This is a genomic window from Tangfeifania sp. (assembly GCF_055108615.1).
The window spans coordinates 14,006-32,554 of record NZ_JBSQIC010000038.1 but is presented as its reverse complement, the minus strand read 5'-3'; the positions used below and the strand labels follow the sequence as shown (position 1 = coordinate 32,554).

At 41.6% G+C, this 18,549-nt stretch carries 15 protein-coding genes; 8 read left to right on the top strand and 7 right to left on the bottom strand.

The features are described from left to right. Positions 1-198 precede the first annotated feature (198 nt). Positions 199-2,250, top strand: coding sequence for a putative porin (locus tag ACTCNA_RS09990; protein ID WP_462947768.1), 2,052 nt, complete (start codon positions 199-201; stop codon positions 2,248-2,250). 65 nt (positions 2,251-2,315) lie between these two features. Then, a complete protein-coding gene (locus ACTCNA_RS09985; RefSeq protein ID WP_462947767.1) occupies positions 2,316-3,686 on the top strand; it encodes an MltF family protein in 1,371 nt (456 codons plus the stop codon). A 91-nt stretch (positions 3,687-3,777) separates the two neighbouring features. Here ACTCNA_RS09985 and ACTCNA_RS09980 read toward each other — a convergent pair whose 3' ends face one another. The 6 genes from ACTCNA_RS09980 to ACTCNA_RS09955 form a co-directional block, all read right to left on the bottom strand. After that, positions 3,778-5,307: a transglutaminase-like domain-containing protein gene (locus tag ACTCNA_RS09980; RefSeq protein WP_462947766.1), complete on the bottom strand. Its 1,530-nt coding sequence runs from the start codon at positions 5,305-5,307 to the stop codon at positions 3,778-3,780. Between the two features lie 88 nt (positions 5,308-5,395). Further along, positions 5,396-6,103, bottom strand: a complete 708-nt coding sequence (locus ACTCNA_RS09975; RefSeq protein WP_462947765.1) for a hypothetical protein — start codon at positions 6,101-6,103, stop codon at positions 5,396-5,398. Between the two features lie 15 nt (positions 6,104-6,118). Continuing rightward, the gene (locus tag ACTCNA_RS09970; RefSeq protein WP_462947764.1) at positions 6,119-7,162 is read right to left on the bottom strand and encodes a tail fiber domain-containing protein; all 1,044 of its coding nucleotides are present in this window, start codon (positions 7,160-7,162) and stop codon (positions 6,119-6,121) included. Between the two features lie 410 nt (positions 7,163-7,572). Beyond that, positions 7,573-8,184 (bottom strand): NUDIX hydrolase, encoded by a 612-nt coding sequence (locus ACTCNA_RS09965; protein ID WP_462947763.1) that lies wholly within the window; start codon positions 8,182-8,184, stop codon positions 7,573-7,575. A gap of 18 nt (positions 8,185-8,202) precedes the next feature. Further along, a complete protein-coding gene (locus ACTCNA_RS09960; protein WP_462947762.1) occupies positions 8,203-9,456 on the bottom strand; it encodes an ABC transporter permease in 1,254 nt (417 codons plus the stop codon). Between the two features lie 10 nt (positions 9,457-9,466). Next, on the bottom strand, positions 9,467-10,495 hold the full coding sequence (locus ACTCNA_RS09955; protein WP_462947761.1) for a lysylphosphatidylglycerol synthase transmembrane domain-containing protein: 1,029 nt from the start codon (positions 10,493-10,495) through the stop codon (positions 9,467-9,469). 162 nt (positions 10,496-10,657) lie between these two features. On the opposite strand from ACTCNA_RS09955, the gene rsmA reads away from it, so the two are divergent. Both rsmA and mgtE read left to right on the top strand, forming a co-directional pair. Next, positions 10,658-11,419 (top strand): 16S rRNA (adenine(1518)-N(6)/adenine(1519)-N(6))-dimethyltransferase RsmA, encoded by a 762-nt coding sequence (gene rsmA / locus ACTCNA_RS09950; protein WP_462947770.1) that lies wholly within the window; start codon positions 10,658-10,660, stop codon positions 11,417-11,419. A 12-nt stretch (positions 11,420-11,431) separates the two neighbouring features. Beyond that, on the top strand, positions 11,432-12,790 hold the full coding sequence (mgtE, locus tag ACTCNA_RS09945) for a magnesium transporter (protein WP_462947760.1): 1,359 nt from the start codon (positions 11,432-11,434) through the stop codon (positions 12,788-12,790). Positions 12,791-12,796: 6 nt separating this feature from the next. Here the strand turns inward: mgtE and ACTCNA_RS09940 are convergent, their stop codons facing one another. Beyond that, the gene (locus ACTCNA_RS09940; protein ID WP_462947759.1) at positions 12,797-14,050 is read right to left on the bottom strand and encodes an ABC transporter permease; all 1,254 of its coding nucleotides are present in this window, start codon (positions 14,048-14,050) and stop codon (positions 12,797-12,799) included. Between the two features lie 442 nt (positions 14,051-14,492). Between ACTCNA_RS09940 and purH the strand changes: the two genes are divergently transcribed. The 4 genes from purH to mreD all read left to right on the top strand — a co-directional run bounded on the left by purH (position 14,493) and on the right by mreD (position 18,546). After that, a complete protein-coding gene (gene purH, locus ACTCNA_RS09935; RefSeq protein ID WP_462947758.1) occupies positions 14,493-16,085 on the top strand; it encodes a bifunctional phosphoribosylaminoimidazolecarboxamide formyltransferase/IMP cyclohydrolase in 1,593 nt (530 codons plus the stop codon). 20 nt (positions 16,086-16,105) lie between these two features. Next, positions 16,106-17,128 (top strand): rod shape-determining protein, encoded by a 1,023-nt coding sequence (locus tag ACTCNA_RS09930; RefSeq protein WP_462947757.1) that lies wholly within the window; start codon positions 16,106-16,108, stop codon positions 17,126-17,128. 88 nt (positions 17,129-17,216) lie between these two features. Next, on the top strand, positions 17,217-18,062 hold the full coding sequence (gene mreC / locus ACTCNA_RS09925) for a rod shape-determining protein MreC (protein ID WP_462947756.1): 846 nt from the start codon (positions 17,217-17,219) through the stop codon (positions 18,060-18,062). Continuing rightward, complete coding sequence (mreD, locus tag ACTCNA_RS09920) at positions 18,043-18,546, top strand: rod shape-determining protein MreD (protein ID WP_462947755.1); 504 nt, start codon at positions 18,043-18,045, stop codon at positions 18,544-18,546. Before mreC ends, mreD begins: the two co-directional genes overlap by 20 nt. The last annotated feature ends 3 nt before the right edge of the window (positions 18,547-18,549 follow it).

The window sequence follows — 18,549 nt, the reverse complement described above, 5'->3', positions numbered from 1 at the left end:
AGTTAAGCCCGCCAGCGCCGATGGTACTGCGTAAAAGTGGGAGAGTAGGCCGCTGCCGGATTTATCCAAAGCCCGTGTTCTTCTGAGCATGGGCTTTTTGTTTAAAACAATTTACCTGTTAATTTACGTGAAAAGTTTCGAACATTTAACTACCAATTCCCTGCTTTTTTTAGTTTTGTCTCAGCTTTAGCAGAAACTATGCACAAATTCAATTTCATAAAAATAGTAGCAATACTTTTAGCCCTTATACCTGTTATTGCATTTGCGCAAACTCCACGCAATGAGTTAACTCCAGGATCTAAGTCACCACAAACTGGCGAAAAGCAAATTGAGCCAGTTATCCAATTGTGGAAACTTGATGGATATGGTGCCTTTCGGGATTCAATCAGGTTGGATACATTACTTGACAATTATCATCTGTATAACCCGGTATATAAAGATGCAATTACTGTAAGCTATGTGGGGAATTACGGAACTCCGTATTTGAATCACAATTTCTTTAAACGCAATTCTGACATCGATTTTTTTTTCCTCAGAACCCGTGATGCTTATTTGTTAACGCCCGAAAGAGTTGAATACTACAACACGCGCACACCTTATACGTTACTCGATTTCAGCCAGAGTGAACACCGAACCCGGAAGAATGAGACGCGATTTAATGTTTTGCATACTCAAAATATAAGTCCTTATTGGAATTTTACTTTCCGTTACGATCAGGCTCGCTCGGTTGGCCAGTATAAAAACCAGGATGCCAAAAATAATTTTGTCACCCTCTACTCAAGCTATAATAAAGATAAATTACGAATTCACGGAGGTTTTATTACCAATAGCATTCAGAATAAAGAAAATGGGGGGCTCGATGGGGATGACCAGATTTTTAGCGGTGATGATACGGATCTGCTGAATGTGAATTTGACTTCAACTCAATCGATATTTTCCAATTTTTATGTTTTTGCAAACGGTGAATACCGTATAGGCAGGTACATTGAAACCGGGGAGGAGAGGGTGATTGAAGCTGCCGAAGGGGAGCCGGAACAGGTTATTCCTGTAACTGAGTTTAAGCCGCTGGTGGGATTCCTTTATTCTTTTGAGTATCAAAACCACAAAAAGGAATTTATTGAAGATGAAGATACTACCACTTTTTTCAGGGAAACTTTTTACGATGATAACTATACAAAAGATTCAATCCGTTTCAGAAAAATTGAGAATATTTTGCAGATAAAACAATATGAAAACCCAGATAGTAAAACCAGTTTTGGGAAACGTGTTTATTTGGGTAATGAGTTGAATTCCAGGTCTATGCCTGAGGAGTTTGTTGAAATTGCATATCCATTTGATTTTCCGGAGCATATTTTTGGAACACAACCTGAAAACTGGGGAATTGACAGTATGGTTCAACGGAAATATTTTAATAACTCAAATGTTTATGTTGGCGGAGGTATTTTCAGGCAAACAGGAAGTTTTTGGAAATGGAACTTTGATGGGAAAATTTATGTATTGGGAAGAAGGAGCGGGCAAACCGAACTTTCGGGAATCATTTCAAAACCATTGAAACTTTTTGGCGATTCGCTGGCCGGGTTGAACATAACAGGGCAGATAGAAAACAGGGTACCGGAATATTTTCAGGAAGAATTTTATGCCAAGCATAACAGGTGGAAAAACAACCTGAAAATGGAGCAGCGGATGATCGCAAAAGGTAGCCTGAAAGCACCTGGGCGAAATTTGGAACTTGGATTTAACTATTCGCTTATCAATAATTTTATTTATAACGATACAGCAGGTGTTCCATCGCAGTTTGGAGGGCAGCTGCTGGTTCTGGCAGCACATGCCGACAAAGACTTTGCGCTGAATAACTTCCATTTCAGAACCCGTTTGTTGTGGCAAAAATCTTCCAACGAAAATGTGCTTCATCTCCCCGATTTTTCTACTTTTGTTTCAGCTAATTATAATTTTGTAATCTCAAAAGTAATGTTTACATCAATTGGCATCGACACCCGTTACAATACAAATTATTATGCTGATGCTTACGACCCTTCAACCGGATTTTTCCATATTCAAAATGAAAAAAAACTGGGCAATTTTCCGTATATTGATGCCCATGTAAATTTGCGGTTGAAAAGGACCAGAGCATTTTTTAAGATGATTAATATTGGGAGTGAGTTTATCGACAGAGAATATTTTACAACACCCCATTACCCTATGAACCGGATGACATTCAGGTTAGGAGTTGCCTGGGCATTTTACGACTAATGTTGTATTCTGGTACATATAAATCAATTATTCAAATATTTGGGCTTCTGTTATTTATTAGCCTGATGGGCGGTTGTGGCCGCGATAGAAAGAAAGTACAGGAGGAGCCGAAAGAAAAAGAACCAACTGATCTCGAACTTATAAAGGAAGCAGGAGTGTTGAAAATTGTAGTGGATTACAATTCAACCAACTACTTTGTTTACAGGGGAAAGCCAATGGGATATCAGTACGACATGGTGCATGAATTGTGCGAAGATCTTGGTGTGAACCCGCAGATTACAGTAAGCAATGAATTGGCCGAATCGTTTGACGGATTGCAAAACGGCCGGTTCGATATAATTGCCAAAAACCTTACGGTTACCCGGAAACGCAGGGAACTGGTTGATTTTACTGCCCCGCTCAAACAAACCCGGCAGGTGCTCGTTCAGCGAAAACCAAATCCAAACGATTCGAATACAGTCTATTTAAAATCTACCCTCGAGCTGGCCGGCAAAAAAGTACACGTGCAGAAAAACAGTTCTTATTACCGGCGACTTGAAAATTTATCGGAAGAAATAGGGTATCCCATTGAAATTGCTGAAGATTCCATTTATGGAGTAGAGCAGTTGGTTGCCCGTGTGGCGAAAGGCGAAATTGATTATACCGTTTGCGACGAAGATGTGGCCCGGGTTAACAAAACCTATTACCCGAATATTGATGTTTCGCTGGTGATTAGTTTTCCGCAGAACATTGCCTGGGCCATACGAAAAGATTCTTCTGACGACTGGAAAGCGTACCTCGATAACTGGATTACAGAATTCAAAAAAACCAGGAAACACGCGGTTTTGTATAACAAGTACTTTAGAAGTCCCCGCTCGAGTCACCGGATGGATAGTGAATACCACAGCATTACCGGAGGGAAAATTTCAGAATACGATCCTGTTGTAAAAGAGCTGGCAGCAGAACATGGCTGGGACTGGCGGCTGGTTTCGTCGATTATGTATGAAGAATCCCGGTTTAACCCCGAGGCCGAATCGTGGGGCGGTGCCTACGGGTTGATGCAATTGATGCCCAACACGGCAACTGCGCTTGGTGTTACCGATATTACAGAACCCCGGGAAAATATCCGCGGTGGAATACTCATGCTCAACTGGCTCGATGAACAACTGCTCAACAGCATTCCCGATTCCACCGAGCGGATAAAATTTGTGCTGGCTGCCTATAACATTGGCCTGGGCCATGTGAAAGATGCGCAGCGGCTGGCCCGGAAATACGGGAAAAACCAGCATAAATGGGAAGGCAATGTCGATTTTTATTTGCGTAATAAATCTTCCTCTAAATATTTTGAAGACCCGGTGGTACGCTGGGGGTACGCACGCGGCGAAGAAGCCTACAATTACGTGCAACGGGTTACCGGGAATTATCAACACTATTTGAATGTGATTCCCGAGTCGTAGCGGTGCATAGAATGTGTCTAAAAAGGTTTCCACATGCAATTGATTGAAAATAAGCCACGCTTGTACAAGCGTGGCTTATTTCATCATCATTTTAATTGACCTCAAGTTGTGTCCCTGTCGTCATGGTAAAATCCTTTTCAATAGTAACACCCATTTCAGAAATAATGGTAAGTTTTGCATTATTCTGAACATTTACATTTTCCAACGTTACATAACATCCCTGTTTTGTTGTATTGGAAGTGTAAGTTTTGTTTAAAAGGTACAGCTCATCGCACTCCTCAACACTTACAGGTAGCTTTGCAGTTTTAAAATCACCATCGTTAATATCTACAGTAACAATTACCTCTCCGGAAATATTACCCGAAGGATCAATTAGCCAGTTATAAGATGGTAATACCGGATTTGTGGTAGTCCCCCAGAGGTTACTTCCATTACTCTCACTGCAGAGGGAGTAAGCACCGCTGGTATGATATAATAGGATTTCCCAACTCCAATTTACTGGATAGGTAGTGCCATCACCAGAGGTGAATGTTGCCTGGTAAGTAATACTTTCACCTGTTTTAAATTCATTCATTGCATTAGTAATCTCTACCTTATCATATATACCAGTAGAAATTTCAGGAGCTACAGCAATTAATGTCTTATCTGGGTTTACCGTTGAAAACATTGAATAACTATTATATTCATAGTTATTATCAAAATCAGTAATTGTGCCACACATTTCTTTAGGATAAATTGTTGGGGGTGTCGAACCAGAATACTGACCACTAAAAGTAGCTAATTCGTCACAATCATCCGGCCCATGCTGGTGTCTTACGAAATGTGTTGACATGAAATTTAAAGTTCTCTGAGGATCTGCCATCACCCAGCCTTTATCCGGATATTCAATCTCATAAATAGCATGAAGTCCTGAAGAACTTCCCGTTGTAAAATAAGGTGGATCTGCAATTGGGAAAGGCATAGTATAAGGATAATATAGTTGAGTACCGGAAACAAATCTTGCAGGAATATCGACACTCCTGAGTAGTGCGATAATCAAATTTGTATATCCGGCACAATTGCCAGTTTTTCTGTAAAATACACTTGAAGCATCCATATCTTCATTATTATTTGTACTTTCCGCATAAGTTAATGAACCAATGACCCACTGGGCTATCTTTTCAACGGCTTCCTGCATTTTTGTGCAGCCTGACGTAAGTGAGGCAGCCTTATTCGCAATATCAGGATCATTTGATTGAATATTTGATGTTGCCATCGTATATTCCGATGTAATATTGGTTGGGAATGGTGCAGATGATGCAAAACCTGAGGCCAGTACAGCCTCTGTTTCTGCGTCATAAAATTGCTGAACTAAAAAATCGGAAGTTTGATTTGCGTTCAAAGAAAGTTCTGTGTATGCATTCCCATAGGCATCATAATTCTCAGTGACATCAAAATTATTGCTCGTTGAATAAATTTCAATGTTATTGACAATTTGGATATTTTGTCCTGATGAGTAATAAGTATTAGGATGATATACTATAACATCAAACGCAGTAAGAGTAGTACCGGATGGGACGGCAACATCTACTATATCAGAGGTACCATCTATTTCCGCTGATGCTCCGCCATAATAGTTCAATTTAAAGTTTGAATAATTTTAAGACAGTGTGTCAAAGCTTTTTAGAATTAATATTATAATCTGTATCTTCTTCTTTTTTTATGGAATTTTAATACATTTTAATTAAGGAAAGGATGTGTCCTTCTCTGTCTATAATAGCAGTATATATGTTTTTATGAGAACTAACATCAACTGTTATACTAAACTTGTTATTATCATTCAAATTAATTGATTGTTTTGGAATACTCCCTTTTTTATAAATATCTGAATATTCGTTGCTCTTTACATAAAAAATATTCTTCACCTTACTTGTTCCTTTATAGATTAATTCTTCTTTATAATAACCTACACCTATTGCACCATTTATAGTTTTCTTGTCATCAAATTCAATAAAGCTTTTTGATATAACTACATCAATAATCAAATTACCGTCTTTTGTCCTATAATGAAAAGTGACTTTGTTGTACAATGTATCTGATAATAATTTATTTAATTCCGGATGTTTTTCCTTTATATACAACTCATTTAATTCTTCCAAATTTTTAAGGTTGAACTGGAAATACTCAAAATTATAGTCATAAAAGCCATGGTCTACAAGAAAATGCCTCAAGGAATCCTTTTTAATCTTAACAGGATCAATGTTTTTTACATCTGTATAATCATAAAACATCTTTCTTTTATAAATGATTTCCCTGTTTTTGCTGTTTTGTTTCAAAAAAGACAACTTATTCGTTATTTCATGTTCTGAAATGTTATTTTCTTGGGCATTGATCTTTAGCAAAAGCACATAAGCAATTAATATAATTACAAATTTCATATTATTCAGTTTTTACTATTTAGTTAATATCATCCTTTTCGTATCAATTTCTTTGCCGTCTACCACAAGCGAGTAGAGGTATATGCCTGGCTTAAAGCGGTTGCCCTTAATGTTAATAATCCGGTTCCCGGTTCCGTTGATTGGAAATTCTGCCATTTGAATTCCCTGCATGTTAAATACATACACTTTTGATGTTGAAGAATAATTCGGAATAAAACATTTAATTTCAGTTTTTTCACTGAATGGATTGGGCGCGTTTTGGTAAAGTTTTGCCACGTTTACTTCCGAATCGGTTTCAGAACTTTTAACTGAACCGCTTTTTAAGCTTTCGGTTTGGTTACAACAGTTTTCTTCAATTTCAGCAATTTTCTGGTTTTGTGCTTCAATCACTTGCTGTTGTTCTTTTACCGCTTCAATTAACAATGCCACCAAATCATTGTACGAAACTGATTTGGAACCATCTTCCAGTGTCCTTACGGCTTCGGGCAAAACTTTTTCAACATCCTGTGCAAAAACGCCTGCACTTCTTTCCTTTTTAGTTGTGCTTTCAGGAATATCCCTGTATTCTTCCCGGGTTACCTCTTCTTTTAAGGCTGTTGTTCCATTTTCGCTGTCGGGTTTTAAATTATAGGTGATGCCTTTTATTTGTTTTATTTTATCAATGGCATTAGTAATTAAAGAAACATTTTCTTTTTTAGTACTGTCAGAGGTTATATACTGGTTTACCGAATAAATACTTCCATCCCCCTTAACCCAAAATTTATAGTACCCACTTGGGTTCATTACCACTAAATTTCTTTGAGAAGTACTGGTGGTCGCAGTCACAAAAGAGGCATCCACGGAATTATAAAGGTACATTTTCCCGGAAGAGGAAAATCGCAAGCCTTTGTCATGGGAATTATCCATGAAAATATAGCCCCAGTCGGAAGAGCTGCTCTCAAGGCGTAAACTTCCATTTCCTATTTTTACTTTGCCTGTACTTTCAACTTTTAATTGAGCAGAAAGGTTCGTTGAAAATAGTATTAGAGAACTGATTAAAAATATTATATAATTTTTCATCCTATTAATTTTTGATTTTTAAATGTGTAGTTTTGTATAATTCATGAAAGGATTCCCCTTTGTTGACAGACGAATACTTTTTGCCTCCCCGGGTGGGGAATTCCGGGGAGGCTTTTAAATCAGCCTCGTGAGTTTTTTTTGTAAAGATTTCATTTTGGAACGTTTTGGCGGCCTGCATTTTTGGAGAATGCAGGGGCTTGATTAATGATATACAAGTTCTGTAAAAAAGCAGTATAAAGCAAGTAATTTTATTAATTTGTTTCCGTTTTTTTTTTTTTTTTTTTTTTTGAAGTCTCTGATTTTGAATGAGTAAGAGAAAGAATTAGTTTGTGTGTTTTTGAACAGATAATGTTTTGCCGGCAGGATAAACGGACGTTTGTTCTTTTGCAGCGTGGCACGATTGTGATTTGCTACAATTCTGCCATCACATCATAAAACTCCGCTAAAATCATGGCGGTGGCACCCCATATTATCTCGCTTTCGAAACGGAAACAGGGCACTTTTAAAATTCCCGAAGCGGTTTCCAGTTCGGTTTCTTCCAGGTTGTCTTTATATTTTAAAAGCGGGAAAAGGAGTGTTTTTTCCACTTCGGCTTTATTGATTTTAAACAGGGGCGGTCCGGTTACCCAGCCCACAAACGGACGGATGATAAAGCCGCTTACGTCAACAAAAAGCTCGGATAACGAACCGAGGATTTCAATTTTTTCCGACCCAATGCCAATCTCTTCCCAGGTTTCACGCCGGGCGGTTTCAATGGCGGTTTCGCCCGGTTCAATTCTCCCTCCGGGCAGTGCCACCTGACCCGCATGATGCGTCATGGTGGGCGGGCGTTTAATCAGGCAGGTAAACAGTTCATTTTTTTCAGCATAGAGTAAAAGCAAAACGCTGCTGGGTTTCAACCGTTTTTTGTCGTTACCGGCAGCACGCATTTTCCGGTTGGGCGGCATCATTTTTTGGTGCGACTCCATTCCCCGCAGGTTTCCCGAAAGTGCTTTTTTTATGTCTTCTGCTGTAAATGTCATAGTTGTTTCCGTCAACAATCAATCGAACCGGATAGTTTTGTCGGGCGAAATTTTGCTCACCAGGTAGCTGGGCACAATCAGCATTAAAAATGTAGCCACAACTGTTCCGGCGTTCAGCAATAATAGGTGAATAATGGAAAAATTTACCGGCACCATATCTACATAGTAAGTGGTTGGATTGAGTTTGAAAACTTCAAAGGTTTTCTGAATTACGATGAAAGCCACACCGATAATGTTTCCCCACAGCATTCCGCGCGATGTTAAGAAAACCGAAAGGTAAAGGAAAACTTTCCGGATACTCCAGTTGGGGCTTCCGAGGGCTTTCAGCACGCCAATCATTTTGCTGCGCTCCAGGATGAGCACCAGCAACCCGGAGATCATGTTGAAACCGGCCACCAGCGCCATTAAAATCAGTATGACCCAAACGTTCATGTCGAGGATGTTGAGCCAGTCGAAAATTTGCGGGTACTCGCGGGTGATGTTGGTCGTTCGTAAAAAAGCTTCGTTTTCGCGACTGTAATCGAGCACCGTGTTGCGTACGTCCTGTTCGATTTCGTCAATGCGGGCAAAGTCGTTTATCACCACCTCAAAACCGCTGATTTGGTCGCTTCGCCAGTTGTTCAGCCGTTGTACCTGTTGCAGGTCGCCAATTACAAAAAGGTTATCGAATTCTTCGAGGCTGGTTTGGTAAAAACCGCTGATGTCGAGCTGAAGCATTCGCGGGGTGCTTTCATCTTCATTAATGAAATAGAGCACCACTTTGTCGGATATGTTAAGTTGGAGCAGGTCAGCAACTTGTTTTGAAATAAGTATTTCGTTTGAGCGCGCTGAATCGTTTAGTTCAGGCAGGCGGCCTTCCACCAGGTTGTTGCTGAAAAAATCCCAGTCGTATGCATCATCAACACCCTTAAAAACAATACCCTGAATGTAATCGTCGGTTTTAATCATGCCCGGTTTGGTGGCAAAAACCTGCACTGCTTTTACCCCGTCGAGTTCATTGAGGCCACTCAAAAAAGATTGTTTTCGTGAAACGGGCTTGGTTTCGTAAGAGTTGTTTGAATCGAAATTGATAACCTGGATGTGGGAGCCGAAGCCAATCACTTTTTCCCTGATTTCGTTTTTGAAACCGGTAACCACGGCCACGGAAATAATCATAACAGCCAGTCCGAGTGCTATTCCCACCAGTGCAATTTTGATTATATTCCGCGACAAGAGCTTTTTGCTGCTCTTTTCGAAAAATAACCTGCGCGAAATAAAAAGCTCAGTATTCATGCGTGAATAATTACGAATTTTTGCCGGCTGTTGCCCGGGTATTTTTAATTTTTTCCATCTTCCTCCGGTTGATAAACGGAAGTACCAGCATGGAAATTATACCAACCACAATTATCATCCCATTCATTGAGGTGTGGGCCACAAAGGCAAATATAATTCCATTTTCATTGGCTACCCCGTAAAGCGCCAGGGCTTCTTTAGCCATGAAATGCCAGGCACCAATGCCACCCTGCACCGGGGCAACCATGCCAAAACTTGCCAGCACAAATGTAGTTAATCCGGCCAGCGGGTTAAGGTCGCGGGTGAAGTCGAATGCGAAAAATACCACGTAAAGCATCAGGTAATAAAGAAACCAGATAAGAAACGAGTGAAAAAAGAACCAACCTTTTTTTTCTATCAATCGGATGGAAACAAAACCTTCTTTGAGGCTTTCCAGTACCTCGGTAATCTTCCGGTAAATGAGCGTATTTTTCAGTGTTCTTCTGAAAACATAAATAACGATAATTAAAGCAATCAGCCCGGCAATCAGAAAAGGAGAGTAAAAAACTGACTGCAACCTCGATTCAATTCCCGGGTTGCTGTGCAGGAAATCGAGCATTTGGCCAAACTGCGCGAAAATAACAATAGCCAGCAGCAGGAGCAACGAAACCATATCCACAGCCCGTTCGGCCACCACGGTGCCCAGCAGTTTTGTGAACGGAATTTTCTCGTACCGCGAAAGTACCCCGCACCGCGATATTTCGCCCATGCGCGGGAGTACCAAATTCATGAGGTAGCCAATCATCACGGCCAGAAAAGTATTGATAAAACCCGGTTTGTGGCTGATGGGTTTAATCATGAGGCCCCAGCGTAGCGTGCGGCTTACATGGCTGATCAACCCAATTACAAGCGAAATAATAATCCATGAATAATTGACATCATTTTTCAGTACCGATTTTATCCGGTCAATGTCGTGGTCTTTATAAATGAGCCAGAATAAAAACAAGCCAATAGCGAGAAAGGCAATGAACTTTATAATTTTTGAAATTGTCTTTTTCAAACCCAAAAAATTTAAAATTTTGTATTGCCCTGACTTTTAATTTTCTAACTTACGTTTGGTTTAAAAACTAAAAATAAGTGGCAGTTTCAGTTACTCAGTAGCTGACAAAAATATAAATTTGTTTGATTAAACAGGTAAATGAAATGAACGATCAGGAAAGTGATGAATATGGTGGTCCGTCCCAAAAAGAACCTTGGTCAGCATTTTTTAAGGGATCAGAATATTGCCCGTAAAATTGTTGACAGCCTTGGGGGCTCCGTTCCGGATGTTTTGGAAATTGGGCCTGGAATGGGGGTGCTCACCCGCTTTTTGGTTCAGCGGCCCGGGCTGAATGTTCATCTTGTTGAGATTGATAATGAATCGGTAGAATACCTCAAACTCCATTTTCCCGAACTCGAAAACCGGATTTATTCCGAAAATTTTTTAAAATGGAACCCGGCCTGTCTTCCTGAACTATTCAACATAATCGGCAATTTCCCTTACAATATTTCATCGCAGATATTTTTTCGTATCCTGGAGATGCGCAACCGGGTACCGCAGGTGGTGGGCATGGTTCAGAAAGAAGTTGCCGAAAGGATTTCGTCGAAACCGGGGAATAAAACATACGGAATTTTGAGCGTTTTGCTGCAGGCCTGGTACGATATCGACTATTTATTTACCGTTCCCGAACAGGTTTTTGTCCCTCCCCCGAAAGTAAAATCGGCCGTTTTACGGCTCAGACGTAATGATGTAAAAGTATTGCCCTGCAACGAAAAGCTGTTCTTCGAAATTGTGAAAACTGCCTTTAACCAGCGACGAAAGATGCTCCGGAATTCCCTGGGAAACCGGAGCCAAAACTTGCCTGAAAAGTTCGCTGCACAAAGGCCCGAGCAGCTCACAGTTGACGATTTTATTGAATTGACGGGATATATTGAAAAACCTTAAAAAAAACGGAGTATGGATGTAGAAATTACACGAGAATATATCGATAAGCTGAAAGAGCTAATTGAAGCCGGGAGCAACTCGGAGATAAAAGCATGGATGGAACCGCTCCATCCGGCCGATATTGCAGAAATAATGAACGAATTAACCATGGAGGAAGCCCGGTATGTTTACCTGCTGCTCGGTGGTGAAAAAGCATCGGATGTGCTTATCGAAATCCCGGAACAGGACCGGAAACGGTTTTTGAAAGAGCTGCCTCCGGAATTGATTGCCAGTAAGTTTATCGAGTACATGGACTCCGACGACGCTGCCGACATTATGGCCGACCTCGACGAGGATCTCAAGAAAGAGGTGCTCATGGAGATGGAGGATACCGAACAGGCCGGCGATATTGTCGATTTGTTGGAATACGAGGAAGATTCGGCCGGTGGTATAATGGCCGTGGAGCTGGTGTCGGTCAACGAAAACTGGACCGTGGCCACCTGCCTGAAGGAAATCAGTCGGCAGGCAGAAGAGGTGGATGAAATCTATTACATTTATGTTACCGATAACAATGATAAACTAAAAGGCGTATTATCGCTGAAGAAGCTGATTTTGAACTCCACCAGCACGAAAATATCGAATATTTACAATCCCGATGTCATAAGCGTAAGTACAGGAGCCCGTCAGGAGGAAGTAGCCGAACTGATGGACAAGTACGACCTGGTTGCCATCCCGGTTGTTGATGACATTGGCCGGCTAAAAGGCCGGATTACCTTCGACGACGTGATTGACTTTGTGCGCGAAGAAGCCGAACGCGACTACCAGATGGTTTCGGGTATTACCGGCGACGTGGAGCCTGGCGACAAAGTGTGGCAGCTGTTGCGTGCCCGTTTCCCGTGGCTGCTTATCGGGCTGCTGGGAGGTATTATGGGGGCGCTTGTTTTGGGCTCGCACGAGAGCGAGCTGAAGCAGGTTACCGAGCTGGCCTTTTTTATCCCGCTGATTGCCGCTATGGCGGGAAATGTGGGAGTGCAATCTTCTTCCATTGTGGTACAAAGCATTGCCAGCGGGGTAAAAGAAATCGAATCGACCTGGAAGCGTTTGCTAAAAGAAGTGCTGGTTGCATTGGCCACGGCAACAATCTTTGCCATCCTGATATTTTTTTACAACTATATTAGCCAGGGAAACATGAACCTGACATTTTCAGTGTCGATATCACTTTTCATCGTAATTATTTTTGCTTCTGTTTTCGGTACGTTTATCCCCATGCTGCTGCACCGGTTAAAAATTGACCCGGCACTCGCCACCGGCCCGTTTATCACCACCATGAACGACATTATAGGGTTGTTTATTTACCTCGGTATCGGGAAAATGTTTTTTGAGTTGATATAAAGAAAATCACACCGTATTCATCGCCTCCACGGGATTTAACCTTGAAGCTGTCCGTGCCGGCATCAGCCCGGCAACAAAGCCGATTACACTTGAAATTAAAAGCCCCCGGATAATATTTGCCGCTGTAAGGGTAATGGTGAAATCGGTGGCGTAACTTACCACCAGCGTTCCGACGAAAATAAGGAGCAACCCTACGATGCCTCCGATTACAGAAAGGACAATTGCCTCGAAAATAAATTCGAACAAGATGAAATATTTTTTGGCGCCCAGCGATTTTTCAATGCCGATAATTTTGGTGCGTTCTTTTACCGAAACGAACATAATGTTGGCAATCCCGAATCCTCCAACAATAATAGAGAAACCGCCGATTATCCAGCCGGCCATGTTGAAAACGGCAAAAAACTGGTCGAACTGGTTGGAAATGAGGCTCACTTCGTTCAGGGCAAAATTGTTTTCTTCGCGTGGTTTCAGCCGCCTGATGGAGCGCATCACACCTTCCAGCTCGGCCAAAAACTGTCCCGGACCAACGTTGGGTTTTGCTTTTACGCAAATGGTTTGCCCGGCATCGCTGTTTCGTATATCAACCATGTAAAACGATTTCAGGGCGGAAATGTGGATGTAATTGTCCATGCTGGTGCCAAACATATCCTGGCCCGTGCGCTCGTAAAGGCCGATAATTTGAAACCTGAACCCCTGGATTTTTATAAATTGGCCAATCGGCTCCAGGTCAGGAAAAAGTTTGTCGGCAATTTCGGCACCTATCAGTGCCACGGGGGCACCGGAATTCATTTCATTTTCAGTAAAATAGCGCCCGCGGGTAATTTTCAGGTTCCAGATGTCGAATAAATCGTGTGTGGTGGCCATCACGGTAACATTGTCGATTTGATTGCTCCCCGACTGTATGGTGCGGTTAAAGCCGTAAAAAAAAGCAGCATGCTGAAATGAAGAACTTCGGCGCATAATTTCTTCCGATTCCTCGATTTTCGGAACCGGACGGTTTTGGTATTTCCACCACGGATATTCCACCTCGCCCTCGGGAGGCGCCCACGGCCATTTCTGAATGTAAACCATGTTGCTGCCCAGTGAATTGAGGCTGTCGCGAATATAGCTTTCGAGCGAATCGATGACCGTGAAAACCGAAATGATGGCAAAAATACCAATGGTAATACCCAGCAACGAAAGCAACGTGCGCAGTTTATTTACCTTCAAAGAATTAAAGGCAAATGAAAAACTTTCGAAAATGAGCCGTGCCAAAAGCATTGTTCTACTTTTTTTATAAAGATATTAATTGTTCCGTTCGCCTGCTAATAAATTTTTAGCTGAAGCATGAACTTCTCATTACAGCTTATTAGTGTTAATTTTTCTTAATGATTACAAGCGGATTTTGAAACTGTTTGGAATCTTACTATTTTAATAAGTCTCTTTTTAACCTGAACTATTCATAAATTTTAAAAATATGAATAAAGTTCAGGTTAATCCCGACTTAGATGAAGTTGTCCCGAGGCTTCGGGAGGATTATTTGTGAATAATCCGGGTTAAAGCGGAAACCTGATTTATTTTGAGGATGTTAGATTTATTCATTTTTAAAAGGTGGATAAACCGACTTTCGGGAACAATAAAAATATAGTGTAAACTTACTGTTTTATAGCAGGATGTGAATTGATTTTTCTATCTTTGCAATCAAATTTCAAAAAAGGAGTAAATGGCTGATAATAAAAAAATTAAGACCGCCCTTGTTTCGGTTTATCACAAAAAAAATCTGGATGGGATCATTCAAAAGCTGAATGAATTAAATGTAAAAATAATCAGTACCGGCGGAACAAAAACATTTATTGAGTCGCTGGGAGTTGAAGTTACATCAGTTGAAAGCCTCACCGGTTATCCGTCAATTTTAGGAGGCCGTGTAAAAACATTGCACCCGAAAATTTTTGGCGGCATTTTGTCGCGCCGCGATAATCAGGGCGATGTCAGCCAGTTAACCGAATTTGAAATTCCTGAAATTGACCTGGTGATTGTCGATTTGTATCCCTTTGAAGATACGGTTGCATCCGGCGCAGGTGAACAGGATATTATTGAGAAAATTGATATCGGCGGCATTTCGCTCATACGAGCTGCTGCCAAAAATTTCAAGGATTTGGTGATTGTTCCTTCCCAGAATGAATATGGACACCTGCTGGATTTGCTGAACGAAAAAGAGGGCGAATCGACGGTGGATGACCGGAAATGGTTTGCCGGAAAGGCATTTGCCGTTTCTTCGCATTACGATGCGGCCATTTTTAGTTATTTCAACAATGATGAAGAAAGTGCTGCTGAACGTATCAGCCTGAACAACGGGAAAGTGCTTCGCTACGGCGAAAACCCGCACCAGAAAGCCACATTTTTCAAATTTAAAAATTCGCCGGGAGAAATATCGCTGGCCGACGCAGAAGTTTTGCAGGGCAAAGCGCTTTCGTACAATAATATGCTCGATGCCGATGCATCTTGGAAATCCGCCAGCGATGCGTTTCATGCAGTAACTCATCTTGACAACAAAGTGGCGGTTTCGGTGGTAAAACACCTTAATCCGTGCGGGCTGGCAGTAACCGGTAACATTCTTGAGTCGCTCGAACTGGCCTGGGCAGGCGATCCAATCAGCGCGTTCGGGAGCATAATCTGCTTTACTGATATGGTTACCAAAGAAGTGGCAGAGTGGTTCAGGAAAAAATTTGTGGAAATTATTATTGCCCCGGAATTTACCGAAGAAGCACAGCAAGTTTTCAGCAAAAAGAAAAATTTACGCCTGTTGGTTACCCCGGTAAAACCCGAAACAACAAATGAAAAACTTTACCGTTCAATTAGCGGCGGAATGCTGCTACAGGATGAAGATGAAGGAGTGGACAGCCAATTTGAAAACGTGACAAACAAACAATTCGATAAGGCAAAAATGAACCTTTCAAAATTTGGCACAGTAGCCTGCAAACACCTGAAAAGTAATGCAATTGCCGTTGTTACCGAAAATAAAAATGGTTCGTTTTGGCTCACGGGTGCCGGAATGGGGCAGCCCAACAGGCTCGACAGCCTGCGGCACCTTACAATGCCCCGCTTTGAAATGAAAGAAGGAGTGGATATTGCAAATTCGGTACTGATTTCCGATGCGTTTTTCCCGTTCCGCGACAATATTGAAGCGGCCAATGAATACGGGGTGAAATACATTGTTCAGCCCGGTGGTAGTATCCGCGATCAGGAAGTTATCGATGCCTGCAACGAGTTCGATATCGCCATGGTATTTACCGGAAGGCGGCACTTTAAACATTGATTTTAATTAGTTAACAAAACATGGGATTATTTTCTTTTTTAACACAGGAAATTGCCATTGACCTTGGAACGGCCAACACCATAATCATTCATAACGATAAAATTGTTGTGGATGAACCATCGATTGTAGCCATCGATTTAAAAACGGAAAAAATGGTAGCCATTGGCGAAAAAGCCAGGCAAATGCAGGGCAAAACCCACGCCAACCTGAAAACAATCCGCCCGCTGCGCGATGGCGTGATTGCCGATTTCAACGCGGCGGAACAGATGATTAGGGGGATGATCAAAATGATTAACCCCAAATCGCGAATGTTCTCTCCCGCACTGAAAATGGTGGTTTGTATCCCTTCAGGCAGTACCGAGGTGGAAGTGCGTGCGGTGCGCGACTCGGCAGAACATGCCGGTGGCCGGGAGGTTTACATGATATACGAACCGCTGGCAGCAGCCATTGGAATTGGGCTGGATGTTGAGGCACCAGAGGGAAACATGGTGGTTGACATTGGCGGTGGAACCACTGAAATTGCTGTGATTTCGCTGGGTGGAATAGTAACCAACAAATCCATCCGCATTGCCGGCGACGATCTTACTTCAGACATCATGGAGTACATGCGCCATCAGCACAATATTAAAATTGGCGAACGTACGGCGGAAGAGATTAAAATTCATGTGGGTTCAGCTTTGTCACAGCTGAAAGATCCCCCGTCGGATTATATCGTTCAGGGCCCGAACCAGATGACTGCACTGCCCATTGAAGTGCCGGTTTCGTACCAGGAAATTGCCCACTGCCTTGAAAAATCGATTTCGAAAATTGAAACGGCAGTGCTGAGCGCCCTGGAACAAACCCCGCCCGAATTGTATGCCGATATTGTGGCTAAAGGTATTTGGCTGGCTGGTGGCGGCGCGCTGCTGAAAGGGCTCGATAAACGACTGAGTGATAAAATCGGTATTCCCTTTCACGTGGCCGAAGACCCGCTCAGGGCCGTGGTACGAGGAACCGGAATTGCATTGAAAAATGTGGATAATTTTTCGTTCCTGCTCAGGTAGTGCCCGGGAAACTGTTTTTATTTTACTTCAGGAAATTATTGATTTACAAAATTTTGTTCGTGTTTAATATCGGTACACATTATAGAGTATGAGGAGTTTGCTCAGGTATTTATTGAAGAACTACGCATTTGTGCTGTTTCTTCTGCTGGAAGGGGCATCACTCGCGCTGGTTTTCAATCATAACAGCTACCAAAAATCAAAATACCTGAATTCTTCCAATCGCATAACCGGAAATATTTACCAAGCCTACAATTCCGTAGTCGATTATTTTCACCTGAACCGCATCAACAAAGAGCTTTCGGAAGAAAATGCATGGTTGCGTTCGCGGGTGGAGAACATGACCGGCGTACCGGTTGTAAACGATTCGCTGGTTGTAAACCTGGAGAGTACTGATTCAACTTATCGCTTTATTTCGGCAAAAATAATTAATAACTCAGTAAACAAACCATTCAATTATTTCACACTGAACAAGGGCAGAAATGATGGCATAAAACAGGATCAGGGAGTGGTTACCGGCAAAGGAATTGTGGGTGTTGTTACGCATGTTTCCGATTCGTATGCTGTTGGTCTGTCAGTTTTGAACAGCCGGTGGAGTATTTCTGCCATGCACAAAAAAAGTGGAAATTATGGTTCGTTAATATGGAGGGGCTACGATTACAGGACGGCCAACTTAACAGAAATTCCACTGCATGTTGACATTTCGCCCGGTGACAGCATCATTACAAGTGGATACTCTACCATTTTCCCGGAAGGAGTAATGATTGGTACCATTCAGGATTTTTCGCGGCCCGACGGCGAAAATTATTATGATATTAGTGTGCAGCTTTCAACCGATTTTAAGTCATTGTCGTATGTAGAAGTGATTGAAAACCAGGATAAGCCTGAAATAAAAGAACTTGAAAATATAATCAGGGATGATCCGATGGCTAATTAAATATGCAGTAATTTTTGTGGTGCTTGTTTTAATACAGGTGCTGTTTTTAAACCAGATGCAAATCAGTGGTTATCTTAATCCCTACATGTATATTCTGTTTGTTATGCTGTTGCCCCTGAGTGCACCGCGTTATATCGTTTTACTGTCAGGATTTTTAATTGGGTTAACTATCGATATTTTTTCAAACAGCCTGGGATTGCATGCGGCTGCAACTGTTTTTATTGCTTATATACGTCCATTTGTTATTCGCTCCATCTCCGACCGTGAAGAAGAAATAAATGATTATCCCGGGCTGAAACAAAATAAGTTTTCATGGTTTTTATATTATTCAGCGGTAATGGTGTTTTTTCATCATTTTATACTTTTTTACCTTGAAATTTTTAGTTTCACACAATTTTTTAGTACGCTGTTGCGTGTAGTGTTGAGTTCGTTGTTATCGATTTTTGTTATAGTTTTAAGTCAGTTTTTAATTTTTAGGGAGTAGGTT

Coding starts and splice junctions, on each gene's coding strand:
- ACTCNA_RS09990 (WP_462947768.1), top strand. CDS start 199: ATGCACAAATTCAATTTCATAAAAATAGTAGCAATACTTTTAGCCCTT.
- ACTCNA_RS09985 (WP_462947767.1), top strand. CDS start 2,316: ATGGGCGGTTGTGGCCGCGATAGAAAGAAAGTACAGGAGGAGCCGAAA.
- ACTCNA_RS09975 (WP_462947765.1), bottom strand. CDS start 6,103: ATGAAATTTGTAATTATATTAATTGCTTATGTGCTTTTGCTAAAGATC.
- ACTCNA_RS09970 (WP_462947764.1), bottom strand. CDS start 7,162: ATGAAAAATTATATAATATTTTTAATCAGTTCTCTAATACTATTTTCA.
- ACTCNA_RS09965 (WP_462947763.1), bottom strand. CDS start 8,184: ATGACATTTACAGCAGAAGACATAAAAAAAGCACTTTCGGGAAACCTG.
- ACTCNA_RS09960 (WP_462947762.1), bottom strand. CDS start 9,456: ATGAATACTGAGCTTTTTATTTCGCGCAGGTTATTTTTCGAAAAGAGC.
- rsmA (WP_462947770.1), top strand. CDS start 10,658: ATGAATATGGTGGTCCGTCCCAAAAAGAACCTTGGTCAGCATTTTTTA.
- mgtE (WP_462947760.1), top strand. CDS start 11,432: ATGGATGTAGAAATTACACGAGAATATATCGATAAGCTGAAAGAGCTA.
- ACTCNA_RS09940 (WP_462947759.1), bottom strand. CDS start 14,050: ATGCTTTTGGCACGGCTCATTTTCGAAAGTTTTTCATTTGCCTTTAAT.
- purH (WP_462947758.1), top strand. CDS start 14,493: ATGGCTGATAATAAAAAAATTAAGACCGCCCTTGTTTCGGTTTATCAC.
- ACTCNA_RS09930 (WP_462947757.1), top strand. CDS start 16,106: ATGGGATTATTTTCTTTTTTAACACAGGAAATTGCCATTGACCTTGGA.
- mreC (WP_462947756.1), top strand. CDS start 17,217: ATGAGGAGTTTGCTCAGGTATTTATTGAAGAACTACGCATTTGTGCTG.
- mreD (WP_462947755.1), top strand. CDS start 18,043: ATGATCCGATGGCTAATTAAATATGCAGTAATTTTTGTGGTGCTTGTT.